Here is a 24,616-nt window from a genome sequence, read left to right on the forward strand (position 1 = left end):
ACGGAGGCTACAATATGTTGAGCATTTTTAAACCGGCGCCACACAAAGCGCGTTTGCCTGCAGCGGAGATCGATCCGACCTATCGTCGATTGCGCTGGCAGATTTTCTTGGGGATCTTTTTTGGTTACGCTGCGTACTACCTGGTACGTAAGAACTTTGCCCTGGCTATGCCTTATCTGGTTGAGCAGGGTTTCTCTCGTGGCGATCTGGGCTTTGCGTTGTCTGGTATCTCCATCGCTTATGGTTTTTCGAAATTCATCATGGGGTCCGTTTCGGACCGCTCGAATCCGCGCGTTTTCCTGCCCGCTGGTTTGATTCTGGCTGCGGCAGTGATGTTGTTTATGGGCTTTGTACCGTGGGCGACATCGAGCATTGCCGTGATGTTTGTGCTGTTGTTCCTCTGCGGTTGGTTCCAGGGGATGGGCTGGCCGCCGTGTGGCCGTACCATGGTGCACTGGTGGTCACAGAAAGAGCGTGGTGGCATCGTTTCCGTCTGGAACTGCGCGCATAACGTTGGTGGTGGTCTGCCACCGCTGCTGTTCCTGCTGGGGATGGCCTGGTTTAACGACTGGAAAGCGGCGCTGTACATGCCGGCATTTGGCGCGATTGTTGTTGCCCTGTTTGCCTTTGCTCTGATGCGCGATACCCCGCAGTCCTGCGGTCTGCCGCCGATTGAAGAGTACAAGAACGACTATCCGGATGATTACAACGAAAAAGCAGAAGAAGAGCTGACTGCGAAGCAGATCTTCATGCAGTACGTTCTGCCGAACAAACTGTTGTGGTACATCGCCATCGCCAACGTGTTCGTCTATTTACTGCGTTACGGCATCCTTGACTGGTCGCCGACCTATCTGAAAGAAGTGAAGCATTTCGCACTGGATAAATCTTCCTGGGCTTACTTCTTATATGAATACGCAGGTATCCCGGGCACCCTGTTATGTGGCTGGATGTCGGATAAAGTCTTCCGTGGTAACCGTGGCGCAACCGGCGTGTTCTTTATGACGCTGGTGACTATTGCGACGATCGTCTACTGGATGAACCCGGCAGGAAACCCGAACGTTGATATGGCTTGTATGATTATCATCGGCTTCCTGATCTACGGCCCGGTAATGTTGATCGGTCTGCATGCGCTGGAACTGGCACCGAAAAAAGCGGCGGGTACGGCGGCAGGCTTTACCGGACTGTTCGGTTACCTGGGCGGTTCTGTGGCGGCAAGCGCCATTGTCGGTTACACCGTTGACTTCTTCGGCTGGGATGGCGGCTTTATGGTGATGATTGGCGGCAGCGTGCTGGCGGTTATTCTGCTGGTGGTCGTCATGATTGGTGAAAAACGTCATCACAAAGAGATGGAACTGAAGCGTAACGGGGGCTAATAGATGAAAACGACATTGAAAAGTCTCAGCGTAGCGCTGATGTTGACCGGTATGGTGGTCAGCAGTGCGGCCATCGCTGCAGACAAGATTGTGATTGCACACCGTGGAGCAAGCGGCTATTTACCGGAGCATACGCTGCCCGCAAAAGCGATGGCCTATGCGCAGGGTGCGGATTATCTGGAGCAGGATTTGGTGATGACTAAGGACGACCATCTGGTCGTCCTGCATGACCACTATCTTGACCGTGTAACCGACGTTGCCGAACGCTTTCCGGATCGTGCCCGTAAAGATGGACGTTACTACGCTATCGACTTTACGTTGGATGAGATCAAATCGCTGAAATTTACTGAAGGCTTCGATATCGAAAACGGCAAAAAGGTGCAGACATATCCAGGGCGTTTCCCGATGGGTAAATCTGATTTCCGCGTGCACACTTTCGAAGAAGAGATTGAGTTCGTTCAGGGATTAAATCATTCCACCGGTAAGAACATCGGTATTTACCCGGAAATGAAAGCACCGTGGTTCCATCACCAGGAAGGGAAGGATATTGCGGCTAAGACGCTGGAGGTACTCAAAAAGTATGGGTATACCGGCAAGGAAGACAATGTCTATCTGCAGTGTTTTGACGTCGCAGAGCTAAAACGCATTAAAAATGAACTGGAACCGAAGATGGGGATGGATCTCAATCTGGTGCAGTTGATTGCGTACACTGACTGGAATGAAACCCAGGAGAAAAAACCAGACGGTAGTTGGGTTAATTACAACTACGACTGGATGTTTAAACCGGGTGCGATGAAGCAGGTGGCAGAGTATGCGGACGGCATTGGGCCGGATTACCACATGCTGGTTGATGAGAAATCTAAGCAAGGCAATATCTCATTAACCGCAATGGTTCAGGACGCTCATCAGAACAAGATGGTTGTGCATCCTTATACCGTTCGTGCCGATCAACTGCCGGATTACGCGACTGACGTGAATCAGCTGTATGACATTCTGTATAACAAGGCGGGTGTTGACGGGCTGTTTACTGATTTCCCGGATAAAGCGGTGAGCATTTTGAAAGAGAAGCGCTAAATGTGCCGGGTGGCGGCTTCGCCGTCACCCGACAAAACTACATTTCTATCTCAATATCCCCTTTTGCCCGACAACAGCAGGGCAAGATCTCACCTGGCTGAATAAAGGCTAAAGGCTCTGCAATCCAGTCCACCTGTCCTGCTACCAGACGCGTACGGCAGGAACCACAATAGCCCTCACGACACTGATATTCGACCTCAACATTGTGCGATTCGAGCACAGCGAGCAGGGAAGGATGTTCATCCTGGCACAACAACTGTGTGCCAGAAATGCGCAGGGTAATGCGGCCCATCAGAGCTGGAAATCACTCAGATCGTCGGTGTTCACTTCGGAGTCGATTTGGCCGACCAGATATGAGCTCACTTCCACTTCCTGTGGCGCAACCTGAACGTTATCAGACACCAGCCAGGTGTTGATCCACGGGATCGGGTTAGAGCGTGTCTGGAACGGCAGATCAAGTCCCACCGCTTGCATACGAATATTGGTGATGTACTCGACGTACTGACACAGAATATCTTTGTTCAGACCGATCATCGAACCGTCGCGGAACAGATAGTCTGCCCACTCTTTTTCCTGCAGTGCAGCATGTACAAACAGGTCGTAGCACTCCTGTTTGCACTCTTCGGCAATCTCTGCCATTTCCGGGTCGTCCACGCCGCTGCGTAACAGATTCAGCATATGCTGCGTACCTGTCAGGTGCAGCGCTTCATCGCGGGCGATCAGGCGAATGATTTTGGCATTGCCTTCCATCAATTCACGTTCGGCAAAGGCGAAAGAGCAGGCGAAGCTGACGTAGAAACGGATCGCTTCGAGTGCGTTAACACTCATCAGGCACAGGTACAGTTTTTTCTTCAGCTCACGCAGGTTCACGACAATCGTTTTGCCATTTACCGTGTGCGTACCTTCGCCCAGCAGATGCCAGTAGCTGGTCATCTCGATTAATTCGTCGTAGTAGCTGGAAATCCCTTCCGCACGTTTCTGGATCTGTTCGTTGGTGACAATATCGTCAAACACTATCGCCGGATCGTTAACGATGTTACGGATGATATGGGTGTAGGAGCGTGAGTGGATTGTTTCAGAAAACGCCCACGTTTCAACCCAGGTTTCCAGCTCAGGGATAGATATCAGCGGCAACAGCGCCACGTTTGGGCTACGTCCCTGAATGGAGTCCAGCAGCGTCTGATACTTCAGGTTGCTGATAAAAATGTGTTTTTCATGTTCTGGCAGTGCCTGGTAGTCGATGCGATCGCGAGAGACATCGACCTCTTCTGGGCGCCAGAAGAAAGAGAGTTGCTTTTCGATCAATTTTTCGAAGATGTCATATTTTTGCTGATCGTAGCGTGCAACGTTCACCGGCTGGCCGAAGAACATCGGTTCCAGTAGCTGGTCATTTTTCGTCTGTGAAAATGTGGTGTATGCCATTGATGTGAATCCTTTGTGGTATGAGCGCCGGATGGCGGTGCAGGCACCGCGTCCGGCCTACAAACCGTGCAATCGTAGGCCGGGTAAGCGTAGCGCCACCCGGCATCATTCATCAGATCTTACATGCGCCGCTTTCGCAGCCATCGTCCTGAATGGACGGCACCAGATCATCCTGCGCATCTTCTGCACCGTCACGGGTGTTCTGATAGTACAGCGTTTTCACACCAAATTTGTAGGCGGTGAGCAGATCTTTCAGTAACTGCTGCATCGGCACTTTTCCGGACGGGAAGCGTGACGGATCGTAGTTAGTATTCGCTGAAATAGACTGGTCAATAAACTTCTGCATAATGCCGACCAGTTGCAGGTAGCCGTCGTTGTTCGGCATTTCCCACAGCAATTCATAGGCATTTTTCAGGTGCTCATAGTCCGGCACAACCTGGCGCAGGATCCCATCCTTAGAGGCTTTAATACTCACGTGGCCGCGTGGGGGTTCAATGCCGTTGGTGGCGTTGGAGATCTGCGAAGAGGTTTCGGACGGCATCAGGGCAGACAACGTGGAGTTACGCAGGCCGTGAGTCTTGATCGATTCACGAAGTTGTTCCCAGTCGTAATGCAGTGCTTCGCTGACGATTGCATCCAGATCTTTTTTGTAGGTATCGATCGGCAGAATACCTTTGGCATAGGTGGTTTCATTAAACCACGGGCACGCGCCTTGCTCTTTTGCCAGTTCGTTAGAGGCTTTCAGCAGATAATACTGAATGGCTTCAAAGGTTTTGTGAGTCAGGTTATTTGCGCTGCCGTCAGAGTAACGCTTGCCATTTTTTGCCAGCCAGTAGGCATAGTTGATCACGCCAATACCCAGCGTACGACGGCCCATTGCGCCACGTTTTGCCGCCGGAATTGGATAATCCTGGTAATCCAGAAGTGCATCCAGTGCGCGAACAGCCAGTACAGCCAGCTCTTCCAGTTCGTCCAGACTCTCAATTGCGCCGAGGTTAAATGCTGACAGCGTACACAGCGCAATCTCACCGTTTTCGTCGTTAACGTCGGTCAGCGGTTTGGTTGGCAGGGCGATTTCCAGGCACAGGTTGGACTGGCGCACCGGTGCGATGGCCGGGTCAAACGGGCTGTGGGTGTTGCAATGGTCAACGTTCTGAATGTAGATACGGCCAGTAGAAGCGCGTTCCTGCATCATCAGTGAGAACAGTTCGACCGCTTTTACGCGTTGCTTACGGATGCTGTCATCGTTTTCATATTGGGTGTACAGACGCTCGAACTCATCCTGATCGGCGAAGAACGCATCGTACAGACCCGGGACATCGGATGGGCTAAACAGGGTGATGTCGCCGCCTTTCAGCAGACGGGTGTACATCAGCTTGTTGATTTGCACACCGTAGTCCATGTGACGAACGCGGTTACCTTCAACGCCACGGTTATTTTTCAGCACCAGCAGACTTTCAACTTCCAGATGCCACATTGGATAGAACAGCGTAGCAGCACCGCCGCGTACGCCACCCTGAGAGCAGGATTTGACTGCGGTCTGGAAGTGCTTGTAGAACGGGATACAGCCGGTGTGGAACGCTTCACCGCCGCGGATCGGGCTACCCAGCGCACGAATGCGGCCGGCGTTGATACCGATCCCTGCTCGCTGGGAAACGTATTTCACAATCGCGCTGGAAGTGGCGTTGATAGAGTCCAGGCTGTCACCACACTCGATCAGTACGCAGGAGCTGAACTGACGGGTCGGAGTACGCACACCAGACATGATTGGCGTCGGCAGCGAAATTTTGAACGTAGAAACGGCATCGTAGAAACGTTTAACGTATTCCAGGCGGGTTTCACGTGGATAGTTAGAGAACAGGCAGGCTGCTACCAGAATGTAGAGGAACTGCGCACTTTCATAAATCTCACCGGTAACACGGTTTTGCACCAGGTATTTGCCTTCTAACTGCTTAACAGCAGCATAGGAGAAGGTCATATCGCGGTCATGTACGATGAACGAGTCCATCTGCTTGAACTCTTCTTCCGTGTAGTCTTCCAGCAGATGATTGTCGTATTTGCCCATTTCAACCATTTTCACTACATGGTCGAACAGTTTTGGCGGTTCAAATTCACCATAGGCTTTTTTACGCAGGTGGAAAATTGCCAGGCGGGCAGCCAGATACTGATAATCCGGCGCATCGCGGGAGATCAGGTCTGCGGCAGCTTTGATGATAGTTTCATGGATATCGGAGGTTTTGATACCGTCATAAAACTGAATGTGGGAGCGCAGCTCGACCTGAGAAATCGATACGTTATTCAGTCCTTCTGCCGCCCAATCCAGAACTCGGTGGATTTTGTCGAGATTGATGCGCTCTGTACTACCATCACGCTTTGTCACCAGCAGACTCTGATTCATGTGGTTTTTTACCTGTCCGTGAAAGAAAAAATATCCCCCATATTATCCACAGAGCCATGTTGTGACTAAGTCTGTGGATAAATACTATATATAGGGGTTGTTTGATAAAATAGACGCTATATGGTGAGTATTCTAGTAGGGATTCTTTTCAGCACAAGAGTTGATTTTGAGGTTAAATTGAGGTTGCAAAAGGGTGAGAATCGCTAAGTGCGCGTCTTATAAGGCCTGGCGAGGATGTCAATAATTGAGAAAAAAAATAGAAAATTTGATCGAGTGCTGATTTCTTCGTCGAAGGTGCAGAAGGTTCTTATGATTTGGCGCAAAAATTGCGTTAGCGATGCTACCAATGATTGGTAGGTATGGCAGTAAAGCGTGGTCAAACAAACTAAATGCCGGATGGCGGGGAGAACCCTTTATCCGGCCTTTGTAATGGAGCGTGTTACTCGGCTTGTGCGGTGGTATGTACCATATAGTTAACGTCGACGCCTGGGCCCAGTTTGAAGGTGTTAGTGATCGGGTTGTAATGCAGACCCGTCATATGACGTTCCTTCAGTACAGTCTGGTCAACCCAATCTAACAACTCAGCAGGCTTAATAAATTTTTTCACGTCATGTGTGCCTTTTGGCACCATACGCAGAATATATTCCGCCCCGACCACCGCCATCAGCCAGGATTTGCCATTGCGGTTAAGCGTGGAGAAAAAGACTTCGCCACCCGGTTTTACCAGCCTGGCGCAGGATCTGACCACTGACTGCGGATCCGGAACGTGTTCCAGCATTTCCATGCAGGTTACAACGTCATATTGATGCGCATGTTTTGCGGCGTGCTCTTCTACGGTTTCTTGCACATATTCAACCTGAATACCGCTTTCCAGCGCGTGAAGTCTGGCTACCTGTAACGGTTCAAAGCCCATATCCAGACCGGTGACCGTAGCACCTTCGCGCGCCATACTCTCCGCCAGAATGCCGCCGCCGCAACCGACATCGAGAACTTTTTTACCAAACAGTCCACCTGAGCGCTCGGTAATGTAGCCCAGGCGCAGTGGGTTAATGCGATGCAGAGGCTTAAATTCGCCCTCAAGATCCCACCAGCGCGACGCGACTGCTTCAAATTTGGCAATTTCTTCATGGTCAACGTTGTGAGTTACCGGGGGTTTTTCGGCATTCATTGGGGCTTCTACTCCTGAATTAGCAATACAAACGAGTATATCAGCCTGACGGGATGAATAAAGCCTCTCTCTGGGGGAATCCATTTACCTGAATCTGCACGGGTGTGTTATAATTTGCGACCTTTGAATCCGGGATACAGTAGAGGGATAGCGGTTAGATGAGCGACCTTGCGAGAGAAATTACACCGGTCAACATTGAGGAAGAGCTGAAGAGCTCGTATCTGGATTATGCGATGTCGGTCATTGTTGGCCGTGCGCTGCCGGACGTCCGAGATGGCCTGAAGCCGGTACACCGTCGCGTACTTTACGCCATGAACGTATTGGGCAACGACTGGAATAAAGCCTATAAAAAATCTGCCCGTGTCGTTGGTGACGTAATCGGTAAATACCACCCTCATGGTGATACCGCCGTTTACGACACCATTGTTCGTATGGCGCAGCCATTCTCCTTGCGTTATATGCTGGTGGATGGTCAGGGTAACTTTGGTTCTGTCGATGGCGACTCCGCAGCAGCGATGCGTTATACGGAAATCCGTATGTCGAAAATCGCCCACGAGCTGATGGCTGACCTGGAAAAAGAAACGGTTGATTTCGTCGATAACTACGACGGTACCGAACGTATTCCTGACGTGATGCCGACCAAAATTCCTAACCTGCTGGTGAACGGCTCGTCCGGTATCGCGGTAGGTATGGCGACCAACATTCCGCCGCACAACCTGACGGAAGTGATCAACGGCTGTCTGGCATACATTGACGATGAAGACATCAGCATTGAAGGGCTGATGGAACACATTCCTGGCCCGGACTTCCCGACCGCCGCGATCATCAACGGTCGTCGTGGTATCGAAGAAGCCTACCGTACCGGTCGCGGCAAAGTGTACATTCGTGCGCGTGCGGAAGTCGAAGCTGACGCGAAAACCGGTCGTGAAACCATCATCGTGCATGAAATTCCGTATCAGGTGAACAAAGCACGCCTGATCGAGAAAATCGCTGAGCTGGTGAAAGACAAACGCGTTGAAGGCATCAGCGCGCTGCGTGACGAGTCTGACAAAGACGGTATGCGCATCGTGATTGAAGTAAAACGCGACGCGGTCGGGGAAGTGGTTCTGAACAACCTCTACTCTCAGACCCAACTGCAGGTTTCCTTCGGTATCAACATGGTTGCACTGCACCATGGCCAGCCGAAGATCATGAACCTGAAAGACATTATCGCAGCCTTCGTGCGTCACCGTCGTGAAGTGGTTACACGCCGTACTATTTTTGAACTGCGTAAAGCTCGCGATCGCGCACACATCCTTGAAGCGCTGGCGATTGCGCTGGCAAACATCGACCCGATCATCGAACTGATCCGCCGTGCGCCAACCCCGGCTGAAGCGAAAGCTGCGCTGGTTGCCCGTTCCTGGGAACTGGGTAACGTATCCGCCATGCTGGAACGTGCTGGTGACGACGCCGCGCGTCCTGAATGGCTGGAACCTGAGTTCGGCGTGCGTGACGGTCAGTACTATCTGACAGAACAGCAGGCCCAGGCGATTCTGGATCTGCGTTTGCAGAAACTGACTGGCCTTGAGCATGAGAAACTGCTCGACGAATACAAAGAGCTGCTGGAGCAGATCGCTGAACTGCTGCACATTCTGGGCAGCGCCGATCGTCTGATGGAAGTTATCCGTGAAGAGATGGAGCTGATCCGTGAACAGTTCGGCGACGAGCGTCGTACTGAAATCACTGCCAACAGCGCTGACATCAATATCGAAGATCTGATTAGCCAGGAAGATGTTGTCGTGACCTTGTCTCATCAGGGCTACGTTAAATATCAGCCGTTAACTGACTACGAAGCACAGCGTCGTGGCGGGAAAGGTAAGTCAGCAGCACGTATTAAAGAAGAAGACTTTATCGACCGCCTGCTGGTGGCCAACACCCATGACACGATCCTCTGCTTCTCCAGCCGTGGCCGTCTGTACTGGATGAAGGTGTACCAGCTGCCGGAAGCGAGCCGTGGCGCGCGTGGACGTCCAATCGTCAACCTGCTGCCGCTGGAAGCTAACGAACGTATTACCGCTATTCTGCCAGTACGCGAGTACGAAGAGGGCGTGAACGTCTTTATGGCAACCGCCAGCGGCACCGTGAAGAAAACGGCGCTGACCGAGTTCAGCCGTCCGCGTTCTGCCGGTATCATTGCGGTTAACCTTAACGAAGGCGACGAGCTGATTGGCGTGGATCTGACAGCAGGTAACGATGAAGTTATGCTGTTCTCTGCCGCCGGTAAAGTGGTGCGCTTTAAAGAAGACGCCGTCCGTGCGATGGGTCGTACTGCGACCGGCGTACGCGGTATCAAACTGGCAGGAGAAGATAAAGTCGTTTCTCTGATTGTTCCGCGCGGTGAAGGTGCCATCCTGACCGTAACGCAGAACGGCTACGGTAAACGTACCGCAGCAGAAGAGTATCCGACCAAGTCTCGTGCGACGCAGGGCGTTATCTCAATTAAAGTCACCGAGCGAAACGGTTCTGTTGTTGGCGCGGTGCAGGTTGAAGATAGCGACCAGATCATGATGATTACCGATGCCGGTACGCTGGTGCGTACTCGCGTGTCGGAAATCAGCGTGGTAGGGCGTAACACCCAGGGCGTTATCCTCATCCGTACTGCGGAAGATGAAAACGTTGTGGGTCTGCAACGTGTTGCTGAACCGGTTGATGATGAAGAGCTTGATTCTATCGACGGTAGCGCCGCAGAAGGGGACGATGATATCGCGCCTGAAGCGGAAAGCGATGACGATGCTGCGGATGACGCAGAAGAGTAATTAAGCTGTTATGAGAAGGGCCGGAGAAATCCGGCCCTTTTTTTAGTTCATCCTTTCCACTATCATCGCAATTCCCTGACCGCCGCCAATACACAGCGTTGCCAGTCCGAGCGTTTTATCCCGCGCCTGTAGGGCATGAAGCAGCGTGACCAGAATACGTGCTCCGCTGGCACCGATAGGATGACCAAGCGCGATAGCCCCGCCGTTGACGTTAACTTTTTGCGTATCAAAGCCCAGCGTTTTACCCACTGCCAGGAACTGCGCGGCAAACGCCTCGTTGGCTTCGATAAGATCGATATCGGACAGTTGCAGCCCGCTCAGTTGCAGCGCTTTTTGCGTCGCCGGTACCGGCCCCATTCCCATCATCGCTGGTGCGACGCCGCCGCTGGCGTACGCTTTAATACGTGCCAAAGGTTTCAGTCCCGCAGCCACCGCCGCAGATTCCTCCATTATTACCAGGGCTGCAGCACCATCGTTGATCCCCGAAGCATTACCTGCAGTGACGGTGCCTGCTTTGTCGAAGGCCGGACGCAGCGCGGCAAGACCTTCAGCCGTAGAGTCAGCTTTTGGAAATTCATCACGCTCAAAGACAATGGTTTTTTTTCGGGATGTCACGCTGACGGGCACTATTTCCGCCTGAAACACGCCGGAATTTATCGCAGCCACTGCTTTATGCTGCGAAATCAGCGCCAGTTCATCCTGCATCTCCCGGCTGATATCGTATTCACGGGCAACATTTTCAGCCGTGATCCCCATATGGTAACCGTGGGTGGCGCAAATCAGACCGTCACGCAGGATGACATCGGATAGCTGTCCATCTCCGAGGCGATACCCCCAGCGGGCTTTGGCGTCTAACAGGTAGGGGGCCTGGCTCATGTTTTCCATACCTCCGGCGACAATTGCCTGTGCCTGCCCGGCCTGAATTGCCTGCGCGGCAAGTGCGACGCTTTTGAGACCTGAGCCGCACACTTTGTTGACGGTAAAACCGCAAATGGTGTCGGAGAGACCACTTCTTAACAATGCCTGGCGTGCCGGGTTTTGTCCGAGACCTGCCTGCAACACGTTACCCATGATGACCTCATCAACCTGCTGCGGGTCAAGGTGGGCGCGCTCAAGTGCGGATTTAATTACGGTAGCCCCAAGTTCGATGGCGCTGGTGGTCGCCAGGGCGCCGTTGAAGCTGCCAATAGCGGTACGTGCCGCGCTGACGATGACACAATTTTTCATCTTCTGTTCCTTTAAAGTGAGTGGTTGCCGTCAGAACAAGGTCAGACCGATAACAAAAATGACCCCGGAAAAGAGCAGGGCGGTGATGCAGTACCCCATGATGTCGCGCACACCCAGCCCGGCGATAGCCAGTGCAGGCAGCGCCCAGAACGGTTGCGCCATGTTCATCCACTGCTCGCCATAGGCGATAGCCATGACTGACTTGCCGAGGTCAGCGCCAAGTGCCTGCGCAGCTGGCATAACGAATGGCCCCTGAATAACCCAGTGTCCGCCGCCTGATGGCACGGCAAAGTTAATTAGCGCAGAGCTAAAAAAGGTCATCAGCGGGAAAGTGTCTTTATTGGCGACGTTGATGAAGAACTCGGTAATCAGTCCGCCGAGACCTGAGTGCTCCATCATCAACTGAATACCGGCGTAGAAGGGGAATTGCACCAGGATCCCGGCGGTACTGCGTGCTGCGGCGCTGACGGCGCGCATATAGGCCATTGGCGTTTTGTGCAGCAGCAGACCAGCAATCATAAACATCAGATTGACGGTGTTAATGGTGATGTTGAAGCCTTTCTCGGCGAAATAGATGGCCAGATAAGCAATTCCTAATGCACCGATGATCAGGGCCAGAATACGGCTCTCTTCCAGTTTTTCTGACGGCGGGGCATCCGCGGGTAATTTCTTCTGAAAATCCGCCTCTTCAAGCAGTAACTTAGGGTCGATACTGACGACATCAGACGGCTTAGGCGTCATCATGCGCGTGATGAACGGCATCACTACAATCAGCGCCAGCGTGATGAAGATATTAAAACCGGTGAACAGGGTATCGCCGACGGGGATCAACCCCGCGACATGCTCAACCGGGTTGCCCGGCGTTGCTGCCAGCAACGGCATTGAGCCGGAGAAACCGCCACCCCAGGTGAGAAAACCGATGTAGGCGCAGGCAATCAGCAGCGGATAATCGGAACCAGGGACCCGTCGGGCGACTTCACGGGCAAACATCGCCCCAACAACCAGACCGAAACCCCAGTTGATCACACAGGCAACCGAACCAAAAAAAGTCACCAGCATCACACCCTGAGCGGGGGTTTTTGCTGCTGAGGCCGCCGTGCGCAGCAGGCTTTTAACCGGCCCTGAACTCGCTAACGCATGACCGGTTACGATGATCAGCGCCATCTGCATACCAAACGCCAGCAGGTTCCAGAACCCATCCCCCCAGAATTTCACCATGCTTATCGGGGTTTGCGGCGTCAGCCATAGCGCGATCCCAAAGGTCAGCAGCGTGAGCAACATTGCAAAAATCAGTGGGTCAGGAAGCCAGCGGCTGACCACGCGCGTCATAAAGCGAGATATACGGCCAATCATTCGTCACCTCGCTGGATGACCAGATCGCTGACGACGTCGAACTGCGCTTCAGTTTTCTCACGCAGAGTAGCGATATCGCAGCCTTCGACAATTTCCGTGAGCCACATTTTGCCATCAAGGAAACGGAAGACAGCAAGCTCGGTCACCAGCATGTGCACTGCATGCTGAGCCGTGAGCGGCATCGTGCAGTGACGGAGGATTTTCGCCGAGCCATCTTTCGCACAATGTTCCATGGCGATAATCACTTTACGAGCACCCGTCACCAGATCCATCGCGCCGCCCATGCCTGGTACCATTTTGCCGGGGACGACCCAGTTGGCGAGGTTAGCCTGTTCATCGACCTGTAACCCACCGAGTACACAGGCATCGACGTGGCCACCGCGAATAAGCGCAAATGACATGGCGCTGTCAAACATGGCAGCACCCGGCAAAATTCCACACGGCTGCCCACCCGCGTTAACCAGATCAGGATGCGCGGTCGTTACCGGACCAAGTCCCAGAAAACCGTTTTCAGACTGTAGCGTGATATGAATATCATCTGGCAGGTAGTTGGCGACCATCGTCGGCAGGCCAATGCCTAAATTTACAACATCGCCATCGCGAAGCTCTTGCGCCACGCGGCGCGCAATACGTTGTTTAGCATCCATGATTAGCTCTCCTGTGGAATAACGATATGGTCGATAACGGCGCCAGGGGTGACTATCTGGTCAGGAAGAAGCTCACCTGTTTCGACCATTTCATCTGGCTCAACCAGCGTGATGTCGGCGGCGAGGGCAATCAGTGGGTTGAAATTGCGGGCGCTAAGTTGGTAGGTAAGATTGCCCAGCATGTCTGAGCGGTGAGCGCGAATAAGCGCCAGGTCTGCACGTAACGGGCGTTCGAGCAGCCAGGTTCTGCCATCAAGCGTCATGGTTTGCTTGCCGTCTTCAACTACGGTACCAACGCCGGTTGGCGTCAGAAAACCGCCGAGACCCGCGCCGCCGCAACGGATTTGCTCAATGAGAGTGCCCTGCGGAACCAGTTGGACGTCCATCTCGCCTGCAATCATGCGGCGTCCGGTTTCAGGATTGGTGCCAATGTGTGAAGCAATCACTTTGCTTACCCGACCATTGACGATCAATGGTCCGATCCCGGTATCGACAAATGCGGTATCGTTGGCAATTAGCGTCAGATCCCTGACGCCAGATTCAAGTAAGGCTTCGACAAGGCGAGGCGGTGTGCCAACACCCATAAAGCCACCGACCATGATGGTCATGCCGTCACGAAAGAAGCCTGCGGCGTCTTGTAAGGTAATCAGTTTTGTTTTCATTATGTTTCCCTTTGACATACTCCATTTTGGGTACGCTCAGGGAATTGCAAGCAGGGTGCCAGAATGATAATACAGATGTGAAAATTTCTAACTCATTGAGCTATATTGATTATTTTTAAGCGGGATGTGAGCGGGAAGTCAATGAACTATGCAGAGTTTTGCGCAGTGTGCAAAATTCTGCATAGCAAATTTTGTCTCAGGAACCTGACGGGTCGATACCATATTCTTGTAATTTATACATCAGGGCGCGTCGGCTGATCCCCAACATTAGCGCGGTGCGGGTTCGGTTTCCGTCCTGCTGTTCGAGGACTTCAACAATGATCCGTTTTTCTTCGCGTTTAATCTCTTCTTTCAGGTTCCGCTCTCCGGTCTGGGCGGGTTTTACTTCCGTTATTGCGCTTACGGGAGAGCGGAACTGGGCGGGCAGGTCTTCAGCAAAAATTACCGCACCGGTATTCATGACCACCGCGCGTTCGATCACGTTGGACAGTTCGCGAATATTTCCCGGCCATGGCCAGGCCGTGAGGATTGACATGGCTGTCGGATCAATTTCAATGATATCTCGCTGATTTTCCGAACTGAATTTTTGTAAAAAATGGTTAGCTAACAGAGCGATGTCTTCACGGCGTTCACGTAATGGGGGCAGGGCCAGATGAATCACGTTTAGCCGATAAAACAAGTCTTCGCGGAAGGTTCCTTCTTTTACCATTGTGTACAGGCAGCGATTGGTGGCGGCAATAATACGAATATCAACGCGAATGGTTTGATGCCCACCGATGCGTTCGAATTCTCGTTCCTGCAAAATTCGTAGTAGTTTCGCCTGTAGAACCAGCGGCATCTCACCAATTTCATCAAGCAACAGCGTCCCCTGATGAGCGCGTTCGAACAATCCTTGCCGTAATGTCTGCGCGCCGGTAAATGCGCCTTTTTCATGACCAAACAGCTCGCTCTCCAGCAATGATTCTGGTAACGCGGCACAGTTTATTTTTATAAACGGACCGCTGGAACGTCGGCTGTTGTAATGGATTGCGCGGGCTATCAGTTCTTTCCCCGTGCCGCTTTCACCGCTAACCAGTACATTTGCCTGTGAGAGCGCGATTTTTGCCGTATCTTTGCAAATATCCATCATCAGCGGGCTGGTCGTAAGGATATGCCCCCATTGCCAGCTGGTGCTGAGGGCCTGATGAAGACTGCGGATCTCCTGCTTCATCGCCTGTAACTGCAATGCGCGTTGAATCACCAGGTTAAGTTCGTCCAGGTCAAACGGCTTAATCACGTAGTCAAATGCGCCACTACGTAATGCCTCTACTGCCGTTTCTACTTCGGCGTAGGCCGTCATCAGAATGACGGGGATCCGTGGCTGCTGGGTTCGCATGATTTTCAGTGCGTCGATTCCATCCATTTCTGGCATACGAATGTCCATCAGCACCACATCGGGCTGTGTGTCAGCAAACAGGCTAAGCGCTGCTTTGCCGTCGCTGGCACAGTGTGTCTCATGTCCTTGCAGCGAAAAGGCTGTGGTAAGCATACGGCGGACATTTTCTTCGTCATCAACGATGAGAATACGGTATGTGGTTTTCATTCTGACGAGGTTCCCTGAGGATTGATCGGTAAAATAAGAGTGAAAGTTGCGCCGCAGCCAGGCATGCTGACTACATGGATATCCCCTTGATGCGCATTGATTATGCGCTGGCTCAGTGCCAGTCCCAGACCTGTGCCTGACGCTTTTGTGGTAAAGAATGGATCGAATATTTTCTTCTGTAAGGCGATATCAATCCCACTGCCATTATCCTCAATCATTACTGCCTGCTGCGAAGCGGTGTATTGCCAGGTACGGATCCGAATTTCACCTCGTGCGCCTATCGCCTGTACTGCATTGATTAAAATATTCAGGATCACCTGTTTGAGCAGTTCTCGATCGGCGACGATCGCTGTCAGGCTGGCATCTAATTCTGTTGTAAAGCTGATACGGGCCTGAATACCGGAGGTTTGCACGAGGATCAGCGTCTCTTCAATCAGCGCATTGAGTCGAACCTGTTGCCACTGGCTTTGCCGCGGGCGTGAGAAGTCCAACAGTTGCTGGATAACTTTATTAATTGAATCAATTTCATTTAGCACAACGGATAAATACTCCTGATGCTCCGGCTGAGAAGTTTGCTGGCGGATGATCTGGACATAACCGCGTATTGCCGTCAGAGGATTACGTACTTCATGGGCCACCCCGGCCATTAGTTCACCGAGTGTGGCGAGCCTTTCCGTTTGTGCCAGCCGGCGTTGTGTCTCTTTGCGGGCTGTTAAATCTGAGAAGATCACCAGTGCGCCGATCAACTCGCCATGAGCGTTATGGATTCGGCTGGTGGTGACGCTTATCTCAATAGTTCGTTCACGCCCAGGAAAGCTGACCTCCAGCGCGACATGCTCGGTACCGTACTCCAGGGTATCCAGCACCGGGCTGTAGAACCCGGTGTTAGCAAACAGCTTTGCATAGGATTGCCCAACCAGCTCATGTAGCTTATAGCCTGTTATCTGCTCCGCTGCCGGGTTCATGGTGGTGACGTCACCCTGTCTGTCGATTGCAATGACGCCATCTGCGGCGTTCTCAATAATCAGATCGTTAAGCGTTTTGGTTTCGCGTAATGTTTGTGCCAGCGCATTGACGCTGCGGCTAATTTGTCCCAACTCGCCGGGCAGGTTGGGAAGACGAGCTGGTGTTTTTTGCGCCAGCGTCGAGAGCCCGTCAGTGATGATGTCGATATTGGCGCCGAATCGGCGTGAAAAGAGAACGATAAGTAGCAGGCTGCTGACTAATCCGCCTGCCAGAACGGCAATGATCCTGACGTCCATTCGCCAGGCCTGCTGGCGGATATCTTCCGTCAGTTCGTTAGCCCAGATATAACCAATGACTTCGCCATGCCGTTCTATTGGGATCATTGAGTTGAGAATGTCACCGCGAACTTGTCGCCCTGAATAGACCACGGGGGTGTTGTTGTCCATCACCTCATGTCCGGGATGGTCTGGCGCGATGGTGATACCAACATTGCTTTGATAAAGCGCAGAGGGTGCATAGGTGATAATCGCATCCAGCGCTTTGTGGTAATACCCTGCACCCACGCCGGGAAACGCCTGTGTGATCCGTTCTGTAATGGAGCTCAGCTCTTCATTAAGCGCACGAATACGCGCTTCACGCGGCAGATTATCGAAGTGGCTAAAGCGATCGCCCAACTCATCGTTCAGCAGGGTTACTACCGATGATAATTTTTTCTCTTTTTCAGATAAGACTGCTGAACGGCCTTCGGTTTCTACGATATAACCAATAGATATTGTTGGTACAATAACCATCAGAATGGCCATCATGATCATCTGATTGCGTAAACGTCGCGGATATAAGCGGCATATGAGCCCTTTCAGATTGCGCATCATGACATCCATGTAGTGTGTTTGGTCAAACACGATTATCACGGGTTGAGGCAACGGTTTCTCAGCGGTCTATCATACTCCCGCAAAGAGATGGCATTGCGATGCGGGGCATTTCCCGCTACCTTAACCACACTTTATTGATTCCCTGAGGCGGAGCTTCGCCCTTTTGAAATACCTTGCTTCCGTTCATGCAACCCTAAAAGTTTCACGCTATCTGTTCAGGGCGCTGGCGCTACTGGTTTGGCTTCTGATTGCTTTTGCTTCAGTGTTCTACATTGTGAATGCGTTGCATCAGAGAGAGTCTGAGATTCGTCAGGAGTTTAACCTCAGCTCCGATCAGGCCCAACGCTACATTCAGCGCACTTCTGACGTGATAAAAGAGCTGAAATATATTGCTGAAAATCGCTTAACGGCGGAAAACGGTGTGATGTCCCAACGGGCACGGGACGATAAAACCGTCGTGCCTAATTTTGAGCCGTTGTTTGCCGATTCCGACTGTACGGTAATGGGGAATACCTGGCGCGGATCGCTGGAATCGCTGGCGTGGTTTATGCGCTACTGGCGAGACAATTTTTCTGCCGCTTACGATTTGAATCGTGTGTTCCTGATCGGCAGTGATAACCTCTGCATGGCCAATTTCGGCCTGCGCGATATGCCTGTCGAACGTGACGTCGCTCTGAAAGCGCTGCATGAGCGCATCATCAAATACCGTAACGCGCCACAGGAAGAAAACGGCAATAACCTGTTCTGGATAAGCCAGGGGCCGCGTCCCGGTGTAGGGTATTTTTATGCGCTTACACCAGTTTATCTGGCGAATCGCCTGCAGGCGATGCTGGGTGTGGAGCAGCCGATTCGTATGGAGAATTTCTTCACACCAGGCAACTTGCCGATGGGTGTGACAATCCTCGATGAAAATGGTCATGCGCTGATTTCGCTGACCGGTCCAGAAGGCAATATCAAAGCTGAACCGCGCTGGATGCAGGAACGCTCCTGGTTTGGTTATACGCCGGGTTTTCGTGAGCTGGTGTTGAAGAAAAATCTGCCGCCATCATCACTCAGCATTGTCTATTCCGTTCCGGTCGATATGGTACTGGAGCGGATCCGCATGCTGATCCTGAACGCGATTCTGCTGAATGTGCTGGTGGGTGCGGCACTATTTATGCTCATGCGTATGTATGAGCGACGTATCTTCATTCCTGCGGAAAGTGACGCGCAGCGACTGGAAGAACATGAGCAGTTTAACCGTAAAATTGTTGCTTCCGCGCCGGTCGGCATTTGTATTCTGCGCACCATAGACGGCATTAACATCCTGAGCAATGAGCTGGCTCATACCTACCTGAACATGCTGACGCATGAGGACCGGCAACGGCTAACGCAAATTATCTGCGGCCAGCAGGTTAATTTTGTTGATGTGCTAACCAGCAACAATACCAATCTGCAAATCAGCTTTGTGCACTCACGTTATCGCAATGAAAACGTAGCGATTTGTGTACTGGTGGATGTCAGCGCTCGCGTCAAAATGGAAGAGTCGTTGCAGGAGATGGCTCAGGCGGCGGAACAGGCAAGCCAGTCTAAATCGATGTTCCTGGCGACGGTGAGCCATGAGCTGCGTACCCCGCTGTATGGCATTATCGGTAATCTCGACCTGCTGCAAACGAAGGAACTTCCTGATGGGGTGGATCGCCTGGTGACGGCGATGAATAACTCCTCCAGTCTGTTGCTGAAAATTATTAGCGATATTCTCGACTTCTCGAAAATCGAATCTGAACAGCTGAAGATTGAGCCGCGTGAGTTTTCACCGCGAGAAGTGATGAACCATATTACTGCCAACTACCTGCCGCTGGTGGTTCGCAAGCAACTTGGGTTGTACTGTTTTATCGAACCGGATGTGCCGGTGGCGTTAAATGGTGATCCGATGCGCCTGCAGCAGGTGATTTCTAACCTGTTGAGCAATGCGATTAAATTCACCGATACCGGCTGTATTGTGCTGCATGTGCAGTGCAGCGGTGACTACCTCAGTATTCGCGTGCGCGATACCGGCGTGGGCATTCCGGCCAAAGAGGTCGTGCGCCTGTTTGATCCTTTCTTCCAGGTGGGGACAGGGGTGCAGCGCAATTTCCAGGGAACCGGGCTGGGGCTGGCAATTTGTGAAAAACTGATCAGCATGATGGACGGAGATATCTCCGTTGATTCTGAACCGGGAATGGGTAGCCAGTTTACGTTGCGTATTCCACTTTATGGTGCGCAATACCCGCTGAAAAAAGGGGCTGAAGGCCTTGCGGGTACGCGTTGCTGGCTGGCGGTGCGTAACGCCTCGCTGTATCACTTTATCGAAACCAGCCTGGCGAGTGCGGGGATGACAGTACTGCGCTATGAAGGTCAGCAGCCTGAGGCGGATGATGTACTGATTGCTGATGATGCGCAGGAACAGGCCTGGAAGGGGCGAGCAGCGGTTATTTTCTGCCGTCGCCATATTGGTATTCCGCTGGAAAGAGCGCCGGGTGAGTGGGTGCACAGTGTGGCATCACCGCACGAGTTGCCTGTGCTATTGGCGCATATTTACAGCGTTGAACTGGGCAATGAAGAACTTTCCAGCGCGCTACCAGCCCCGGATAAGATCGGTAGCACGAACGATGACATGATGATTCTGGTGGTCGACGATCATCCGATAAACCGCCGTTTGTTGGCCGATCAACTGGGATCGCTGGGATATCAGTGTAAAACTGCTAATGACGGTGTGGATGCGCTAAATGTATTGAGCAAAAACCATATCGACATTGTGCTGAGTGACGTCAATATGCCGAATATGGACGGTTATCGTCTGACGCAGCGCATTCGCCAGTTGGGCTTAACGTTGCCGGTTGTCGGTGTGACGGCTAATGCGTTAGCAGAAGAGAAGCAGCGATGCCTGGAGTCAGGTATGGATAGTTGTCTGTCCAAGCCTGTGACGTTAGATGTGCTGAAGCAAACGCTGGCGGTCTACGCAGAGCGGGTCAGAAAAACGCGGGTATAAAAAATGCCTGATAAGCGTAACGCGCTATCAGGCATTTCTGAGCTTAGAGCCAGGCTCTATGTGAATTAGTCTTTGTCTGACGGACTCAACGTCACGGACGACAGGTAATTCAGCAATGCAATATCGTTTTCCACACCGAGCTTCATCATCGCAGACTTTTTCTGGCTACTGATGGTTTTAATGCTGCGGTTGAGTTTTTTAGCGATTTCAGTGACCAGGAAACCTTCGGCAAACAGGCGCAGGACTTCGCTCTCTTTTGGTGACAAACGTTTGTCACCATAACCGCTGGCACTGATTTTCTCCAGCAGGCGAGAGACGCTTTCCGGGGTAAATTTCTTGCCCTTTTGCAGCGCAGCCAGCGCTTTCGGCAGGTCAGTTGGCGCACCTTGTTTAAGGACGATCCCTTCAATATCGAGATCCAGTACTGCGCTCAGGATAGCCGGGTTGTTGTTCATGGTAAGAACGATAATCGACAGGCTCGGGAAATGACGCTTGATGTATTTAATTAACGTGATCCCGTCACCGTATTTATCTCCAGGCATGGAGAGGTCGGTAATCAACACATGGGCATCTAATTTTGGCAAATTGTTGATTAGTGCAGTGGAGTCTTCAAATTCGCCGACAACATTCACCCACTCGATTTGCTCAAGTGATTTACGAATGCCGAACAGCACAATCGGATGGTCATCGGCAATAATTACGTTCATAGTGTTCATGTATTGGGCTACCTTGCTACAGCAAGCTCTTGACGTAATTGTCAATGTCGCTGATATACTTTTCTATACCTGGAGCATCCTTCTCTTGAATAAGATGTTCCAGCGCTTCACATAACTGCTTGCCGGGTACCAAATTAAGCATGGCAAACACGCCTTTCAGGCGATGGGCGGTTTGAGCTAACGCAGCGAAATCACTGGTTGCTGCGTCAGTATACAACCTCTTAACATCATCCGGTACTGTGTCCACAAAGAGCGCATAGTAACCGCTGGCATGAAGTTCGGCGTTTTCATCTCCGCCGAGAGGGAGTTGTTGGATCTCTTCCTGCGCCAGTTGTTCTTCAATTAGCGCCAGGACAGCTTCCTGCATCGCATTGCTCATATTAAAGTTGACGCGCAACTGACCAGGGCCAATTTTCCTCACGCCAGACTCATCATCGCTTAAAAGCAAGCCCGAGGCAGTAAGATTAGACGGATTATCAGTTAAAAAGAGATCATATTCTTGACTATTTAACCGTTCATCGGGCGTGATGCAGGTTGCTCCCCAGTTTTCTAACTGACGTAACACAATGCTACGTACGTCATTAGAGGTGACATCAACCATCACGCAGACGTCATCCAACAGGCGTTCTTCAATGTCAGCATGCTGGTCATGCAGTGGCATTTTAACATGGACTATATAGCGTGTTCCAAGTTCTTCCCGTGCTTTAATATTCAGGTGTCCGCCCAGTTTACGGGCTAATTGATCGCACAGCCAAAATGTTAGTGGATTTGCTTTACCGTAGCGATCGCTCTGCGTTTCATTAATGAACGGGAAATGCAGATTATCAATTTCATTTAACGTGATCCCTTCACCAGTATCCAGAATACGGAAGGTCAGACGTTCTGCTTCCGACTCGTCCTGGTCAACCTCGAGGGTAATTTTACCAATTTGGGTAGTGGTTACCGCATACTGAATCAGCAGCATCAGAATGCGGCGCAAAGCATCGCGGTCGCCACGGCGCTCGTCACTGGCGCTGAGGTGATTTTTGATTAGCAACTGTAGCCCTTTACGTTTAATCACCGGCAGAACTTCAGGGACCACTTCATCAATTAACGTCTGAATGGAAAACAGCGTTGGGTCGCTTTTCCAGGTGTCGCTCTCCAGAATATTAGCCAACTGGATTTCATCCACCATACGAACCAGAATATCAGCCTGATTTGCCAGTTTCTGACTGTCAGGCGTATTTAGCGCGGCAGCGTTGACGGCAAGTATTCTGGCGGGTTCTTTCAGAGCACTGCCTATATTCTGCATAAAGGCAGCGCGGGCCTGTTGGTTTTTCTCATACAGACGCTGTGCTTGTTTCAGCTTTTTATTAACCAGAATTTCTCTGTCCTGGTCACGAATGATAAAGATCTGTGTACGCGGTGAAATCTGACTGCGGAACAGCCTGATTTCATACAGTTCATTATTAATAGTGGCTTGAATCATGCCCTGATGCTGTTCCGCCATGCTGGTAATGTTTTGCAGATTTAAATGCGGCAGCAGGTGGTCGGCAATTTTATTACTGATGACCGTACGGTTCGCCTCCTGGTCATGTACCAGTAAACCCAGAGGCAGCAGGGAAACAATCTCTTCATTAATGGCCCGCAGAACGCGTAATTCATTATTGGCGGCAAGGTTTGGCGCCACGTCGGTCGAGCGGGCAGGGAGGTGGCGAAAGGTGGTATAGCCAAACAGCGCCAGGGCAAGCAGGGCGATATTCAGTAATAGCGGTAGCAGGATGCTTTGCAAAGATTCAAGGAGCAATGAACCAAACGGTACCTGCCAGACAAGTCGCATATCCGTTGAGTTCAGCGCAGAGGAGATCTCAATTTTACTGTTGTTAAAGCTGATACTGACGCTGTCAGGTGATTCTTTTTCATTAAGATGTTCGGCCGTTGAGGTGGCATCCGGTTCCAGATGGAAGCTGTCCAGCGGCATTCCTGGTGGGATAAGATCATTAATTGGCAAATCAAAAGCGACGACGGTTGCCAGATGCCCCGGCTGATTAAACGTAGTACGTAGCGTGAAGTAATGTCCGTTTTGCCAGGCCAGGCGGCGCAGGGAGGAGAAGCTTTCACGTTCGTCCAGCGCGTTGGCCTGCTGCAGCATTTCAGCACGGCGTGAATCGACGATATTACCTATCGTTGACTCTTTAAAGCCGGAAGAGAGATCTTTTAGCGGCAGCGTTGAAATAAGGATCAGGCTATTGTCCTGACCATTCAGATAATACATTGACCACGGAATATTCTCCGCTCCCCACAGCGTATCCAGATAGGTCGAAATGCGCTGGGTCATCTCCAGCGTCGAGCTGTCGTGTGAACCGAAAATAAGCGCTTCGGTCTTTCTGCGGGGTTTTTCAAGATAGTAAACATCTTGTTTAAGGCGAGTCTCTTGTAGCCCGTCGGCGGTAGAGGAGGTGGTTGTGGCGGCAATGTTGTCATAGATCTGCCAGGTTACGTACCGCCAGGTATCGACCCTTTTATGGATAGCATGAGTGATATCAACTATCTGATAGCTTTTATCTTTTAACCAGGTGTTGACCGCACTCTGGACCATCACGCCCATCATCACCAACAGCACAACGATCAGTAATAAGAAGAAACGGGTAATACTTCCCGGCAACAGGGAGAATCGGGTAGAAACCGTTGTGTCTGACTGACTCATTCGTGTTTATGACCTGTTAAAACGACGCTAAAGATGATGGGGCAGTATAAAGGGTAATGTATGAATTGCCATACTAACGCAACGCCCGTAGTACAGCATTTTTTACCGCGCATTTCGCTGCTGCCATAGTGCTGTAAAGGTGTACAGCGTACAGGGTGAAGTACAAATATAAATGCAAGACCTAAGAATTTAGCATTAAATAACAAGAAATTATTTAATGAATTTATATGTGATGAATGTGAGATGAGAGGGTTAATAATCGTTATAGTTTAGGAGAGTTAGCACAGGATGGTAAGTTTTGTGTAAAGAAGGGTAAAAAAAAACCGAACGCAGAGCATTCGGTTGAAATAGGGGTAAACAGACATTCATGAATGAATGACGGTAATAAATAAAGTTAATGATGATAGCGGAACTATTTTAGTTGCGAGTGAAGATTTTGTTTTGTCATTCAGTGCTATGAGAAAATCCAACACAATTATTTGATTTTTAAGCATTTTGTAATGAATCTTGATTATTCGTGCTTATTTTGGCTGTTTTTTACATTTAAAAAAGTTCCCTTATATTAATATTTTGAAACATCTATGGTGATAAATGAAACACCTTAAAAGTTTTAGTATCATATTCGTGTTGGATTATTCTGTGTTTTTGCGGAGAATGAAGTTGCC

The 24,616-nt window shown here is 51.1% G+C and carries 16 protein-coding genes; 4 read left to right on the forward strand and 12 right to left on the reverse strand.

Annotation, left to right across the window (positions count from 1 at the left end):
- The first annotated feature begins 14 nt into the window (after positions 1-14).
- Positions 15-1,373, forward strand: coding sequence for a glycerol-3-phosphate transporter (gene glpT, locus SK36_RS05660; RefSeq protein WP_045445476.1), 1,359 nt, complete (start codon positions 15-17; stop codon positions 1,371-1,373).
- A gap of 3 nt (positions 1,374-1,376) precedes the next feature.
- Entirely contained in the window at positions 1,377-2,447 is a 1,071-nt protein-coding gene (gene glpQ, locus SK36_RS05665) for a glycerophosphodiester phosphodiesterase (RefSeq protein WP_048221004.1), read from the forward strand.
- Between the two features lie 37 nt (positions 2,448-2,484).
- Here the strand turns inward: glpQ and yfaE are convergent, their stop codons facing one another.
- The 4 genes from yfaE to ubiG all read right to left on the reverse strand — a co-directional run bounded on the left by yfaE (position 2,485) and on the right by ubiG (position 7,435).
- The gene (gene yfaE / locus SK36_RS05670) at positions 2,485-2,739 is read right to left on the reverse strand and encodes a ferredoxin-like diferric-tyrosyl radical cofactor maintenance protein YfaE (protein ID WP_045445471.1); all 255 of its coding nucleotides are present in this window, start codon (positions 2,737-2,739) and stop codon (positions 2,485-2,487) included.
- Positions 2,739-3,869 (reverse strand): class Ia ribonucleoside-diphosphate reductase subunit beta, encoded by a 1,131-nt coding sequence (nrdB, locus tag SK36_RS05675; protein WP_045445468.1) that lies wholly within the window; start codon positions 3,867-3,869, stop codon positions 2,739-2,741. The genes yfaE and nrdB overlap by 1 nt, the downstream gene beginning before the upstream one ends.
- 112 nt (positions 3,870-3,981) lie before the next feature.
- Positions 3,982-6,267, reverse strand: a complete 2,286-nt coding sequence (gene nrdA, locus SK36_RS05680) for a class 1a ribonucleoside-diphosphate reductase subunit alpha (protein WP_045445465.1) — start codon at positions 6,265-6,267, stop codon at positions 3,982-3,984.
- Positions 6,268-6,706: 439 nt separating this feature from the next.
- Positions 6,707-7,435: a bifunctional 2-polyprenyl-6-hydroxyphenol methylase/3-demethylubiquinol 3-O-methyltransferase UbiG gene (ubiG, locus tag SK36_RS05685; protein WP_045445462.1), complete on the reverse strand. Its 729-nt coding sequence runs from the start codon at positions 7,433-7,435 to the stop codon at positions 6,707-6,709.
- Positions 7,436-7,593: 158 nt separating this feature from the next.
- Here ubiG and gyrA point away from each other — a divergent pair, with 158 nt between their 5' ends.
- A complete protein-coding gene (gyrA, locus tag SK36_RS05690) occupies positions 7,594-10,230 on the forward strand; it encodes a DNA topoisomerase (ATP-hydrolyzing) subunit A (RefSeq protein ID WP_045445460.1) in 2,637 nt (878 codons plus the stop codon).
- Positions 10,231-10,272: 42 nt separating this feature from the next.
- Here the strand turns inward: gyrA and SK36_RS05695 are convergent, their stop codons facing one another.
- The 6 genes from SK36_RS05695 to atoS form a co-directional block, all read right to left on the reverse strand.
- On the reverse strand, positions 10,273-11,457 hold the full coding sequence (locus tag SK36_RS05695) for an acetyl-CoA C-acetyltransferase (RefSeq protein WP_048221005.1): 1,185 nt from the start codon (positions 11,455-11,457) through the stop codon (positions 10,273-10,275).
- A 30-nt stretch (positions 11,458-11,487) separates the two neighbouring features.
- Positions 11,488-12,810, reverse strand: a complete 1,323-nt coding sequence (locus SK36_RS05700) for a TIGR00366 family protein (RefSeq protein WP_045445444.1) — start codon at positions 12,808-12,810, stop codon at positions 11,488-11,490.
- Complete coding sequence (locus SK36_RS05705) at positions 12,807-13,457, reverse strand: 3-oxoacid CoA-transferase subunit B (RefSeq protein WP_045445441.1); 651 nt, start codon at positions 13,455-13,457, stop codon at positions 12,807-12,809. The genes SK36_RS05700 and SK36_RS05705 overlap by 4 nt, the downstream gene beginning before the upstream one ends.
- Positions 13,458-13,459: 2 nt before the next feature.
- Complete coding sequence (gene atoD, locus SK36_RS05710) at positions 13,460-14,119, reverse strand: acetate CoA-transferase subunit alpha (protein ID WP_048221006.1); 660 nt, start codon at positions 14,117-14,119, stop codon at positions 13,460-13,462.
- A 196-nt stretch (positions 14,120-14,315) separates the two neighbouring features.
- Positions 14,316-15,701 carry an acetoacetate metabolism transcriptional regulator AtoC gene (atoC, locus tag SK36_RS05715; RefSeq protein ID WP_045445434.1) on the reverse strand — a complete coding sequence of 462 codons (1,386 nt, stop codon included), beginning with the start codon at positions 15,699-15,701 and terminating at the stop codon, positions 14,316-14,318.
- Positions 15,698-17,536, reverse strand: a complete 1,839-nt coding sequence (atoS, locus tag SK36_RS05720; protein ID WP_045445424.1) for a two-component system sensor histidine kinase AtoS — start codon at positions 17,534-17,536, stop codon at positions 15,698-15,700. Before atoS ends, atoC begins: the two co-directional genes overlap by 4 nt.
- Positions 17,537-17,702: 166 nt before the next feature.
- On the opposite strand from atoS, the gene rcsC reads away from it, so the two are divergent.
- Entirely contained in the window at positions 17,703-20,549 is a 2,847-nt protein-coding gene (rcsC, locus tag SK36_RS05725; RefSeq protein ID WP_045445421.1) for a two-component system sensor histidine kinase RcsC, read from the forward strand.
- A 65-nt stretch (positions 20,550-20,614) separates the two neighbouring features.
- Here rcsC and rcsB read toward each other — a convergent pair whose 3' ends face one another.
- Together rcsB and rcsD are read right to left on the reverse strand one after the other, a co-directional pair.
- Positions 20,615-21,265: a response regulator transcription factor RcsB gene (gene rcsB, locus SK36_RS05730; protein ID WP_045445418.1), complete on the reverse strand. Its 651-nt coding sequence runs from the start codon at positions 21,263-21,265 to the stop codon at positions 20,615-20,617.
- Between the two features lie 16 nt (positions 21,266-21,281).
- A complete protein-coding gene (rcsD, locus tag SK36_RS05735; RefSeq protein WP_048221007.1) occupies positions 21,282-23,951 on the reverse strand; it encodes a phosphotransferase RcsD in 2,670 nt (889 codons plus the stop codon).
- Positions 23,952-24,616 lie beyond the last annotated feature (665 nt).

Origin of the sequence: Citrobacter sp. MGH106 (genome assembly GCF_001037495.1) — a bacterium.
Taxonomy (GTDB): Bacteria; Pseudomonadota; Gammaproteobacteria; order Enterobacterales; family Enterobacteriaceae; genus Citrobacter; species Citrobacter murliniae.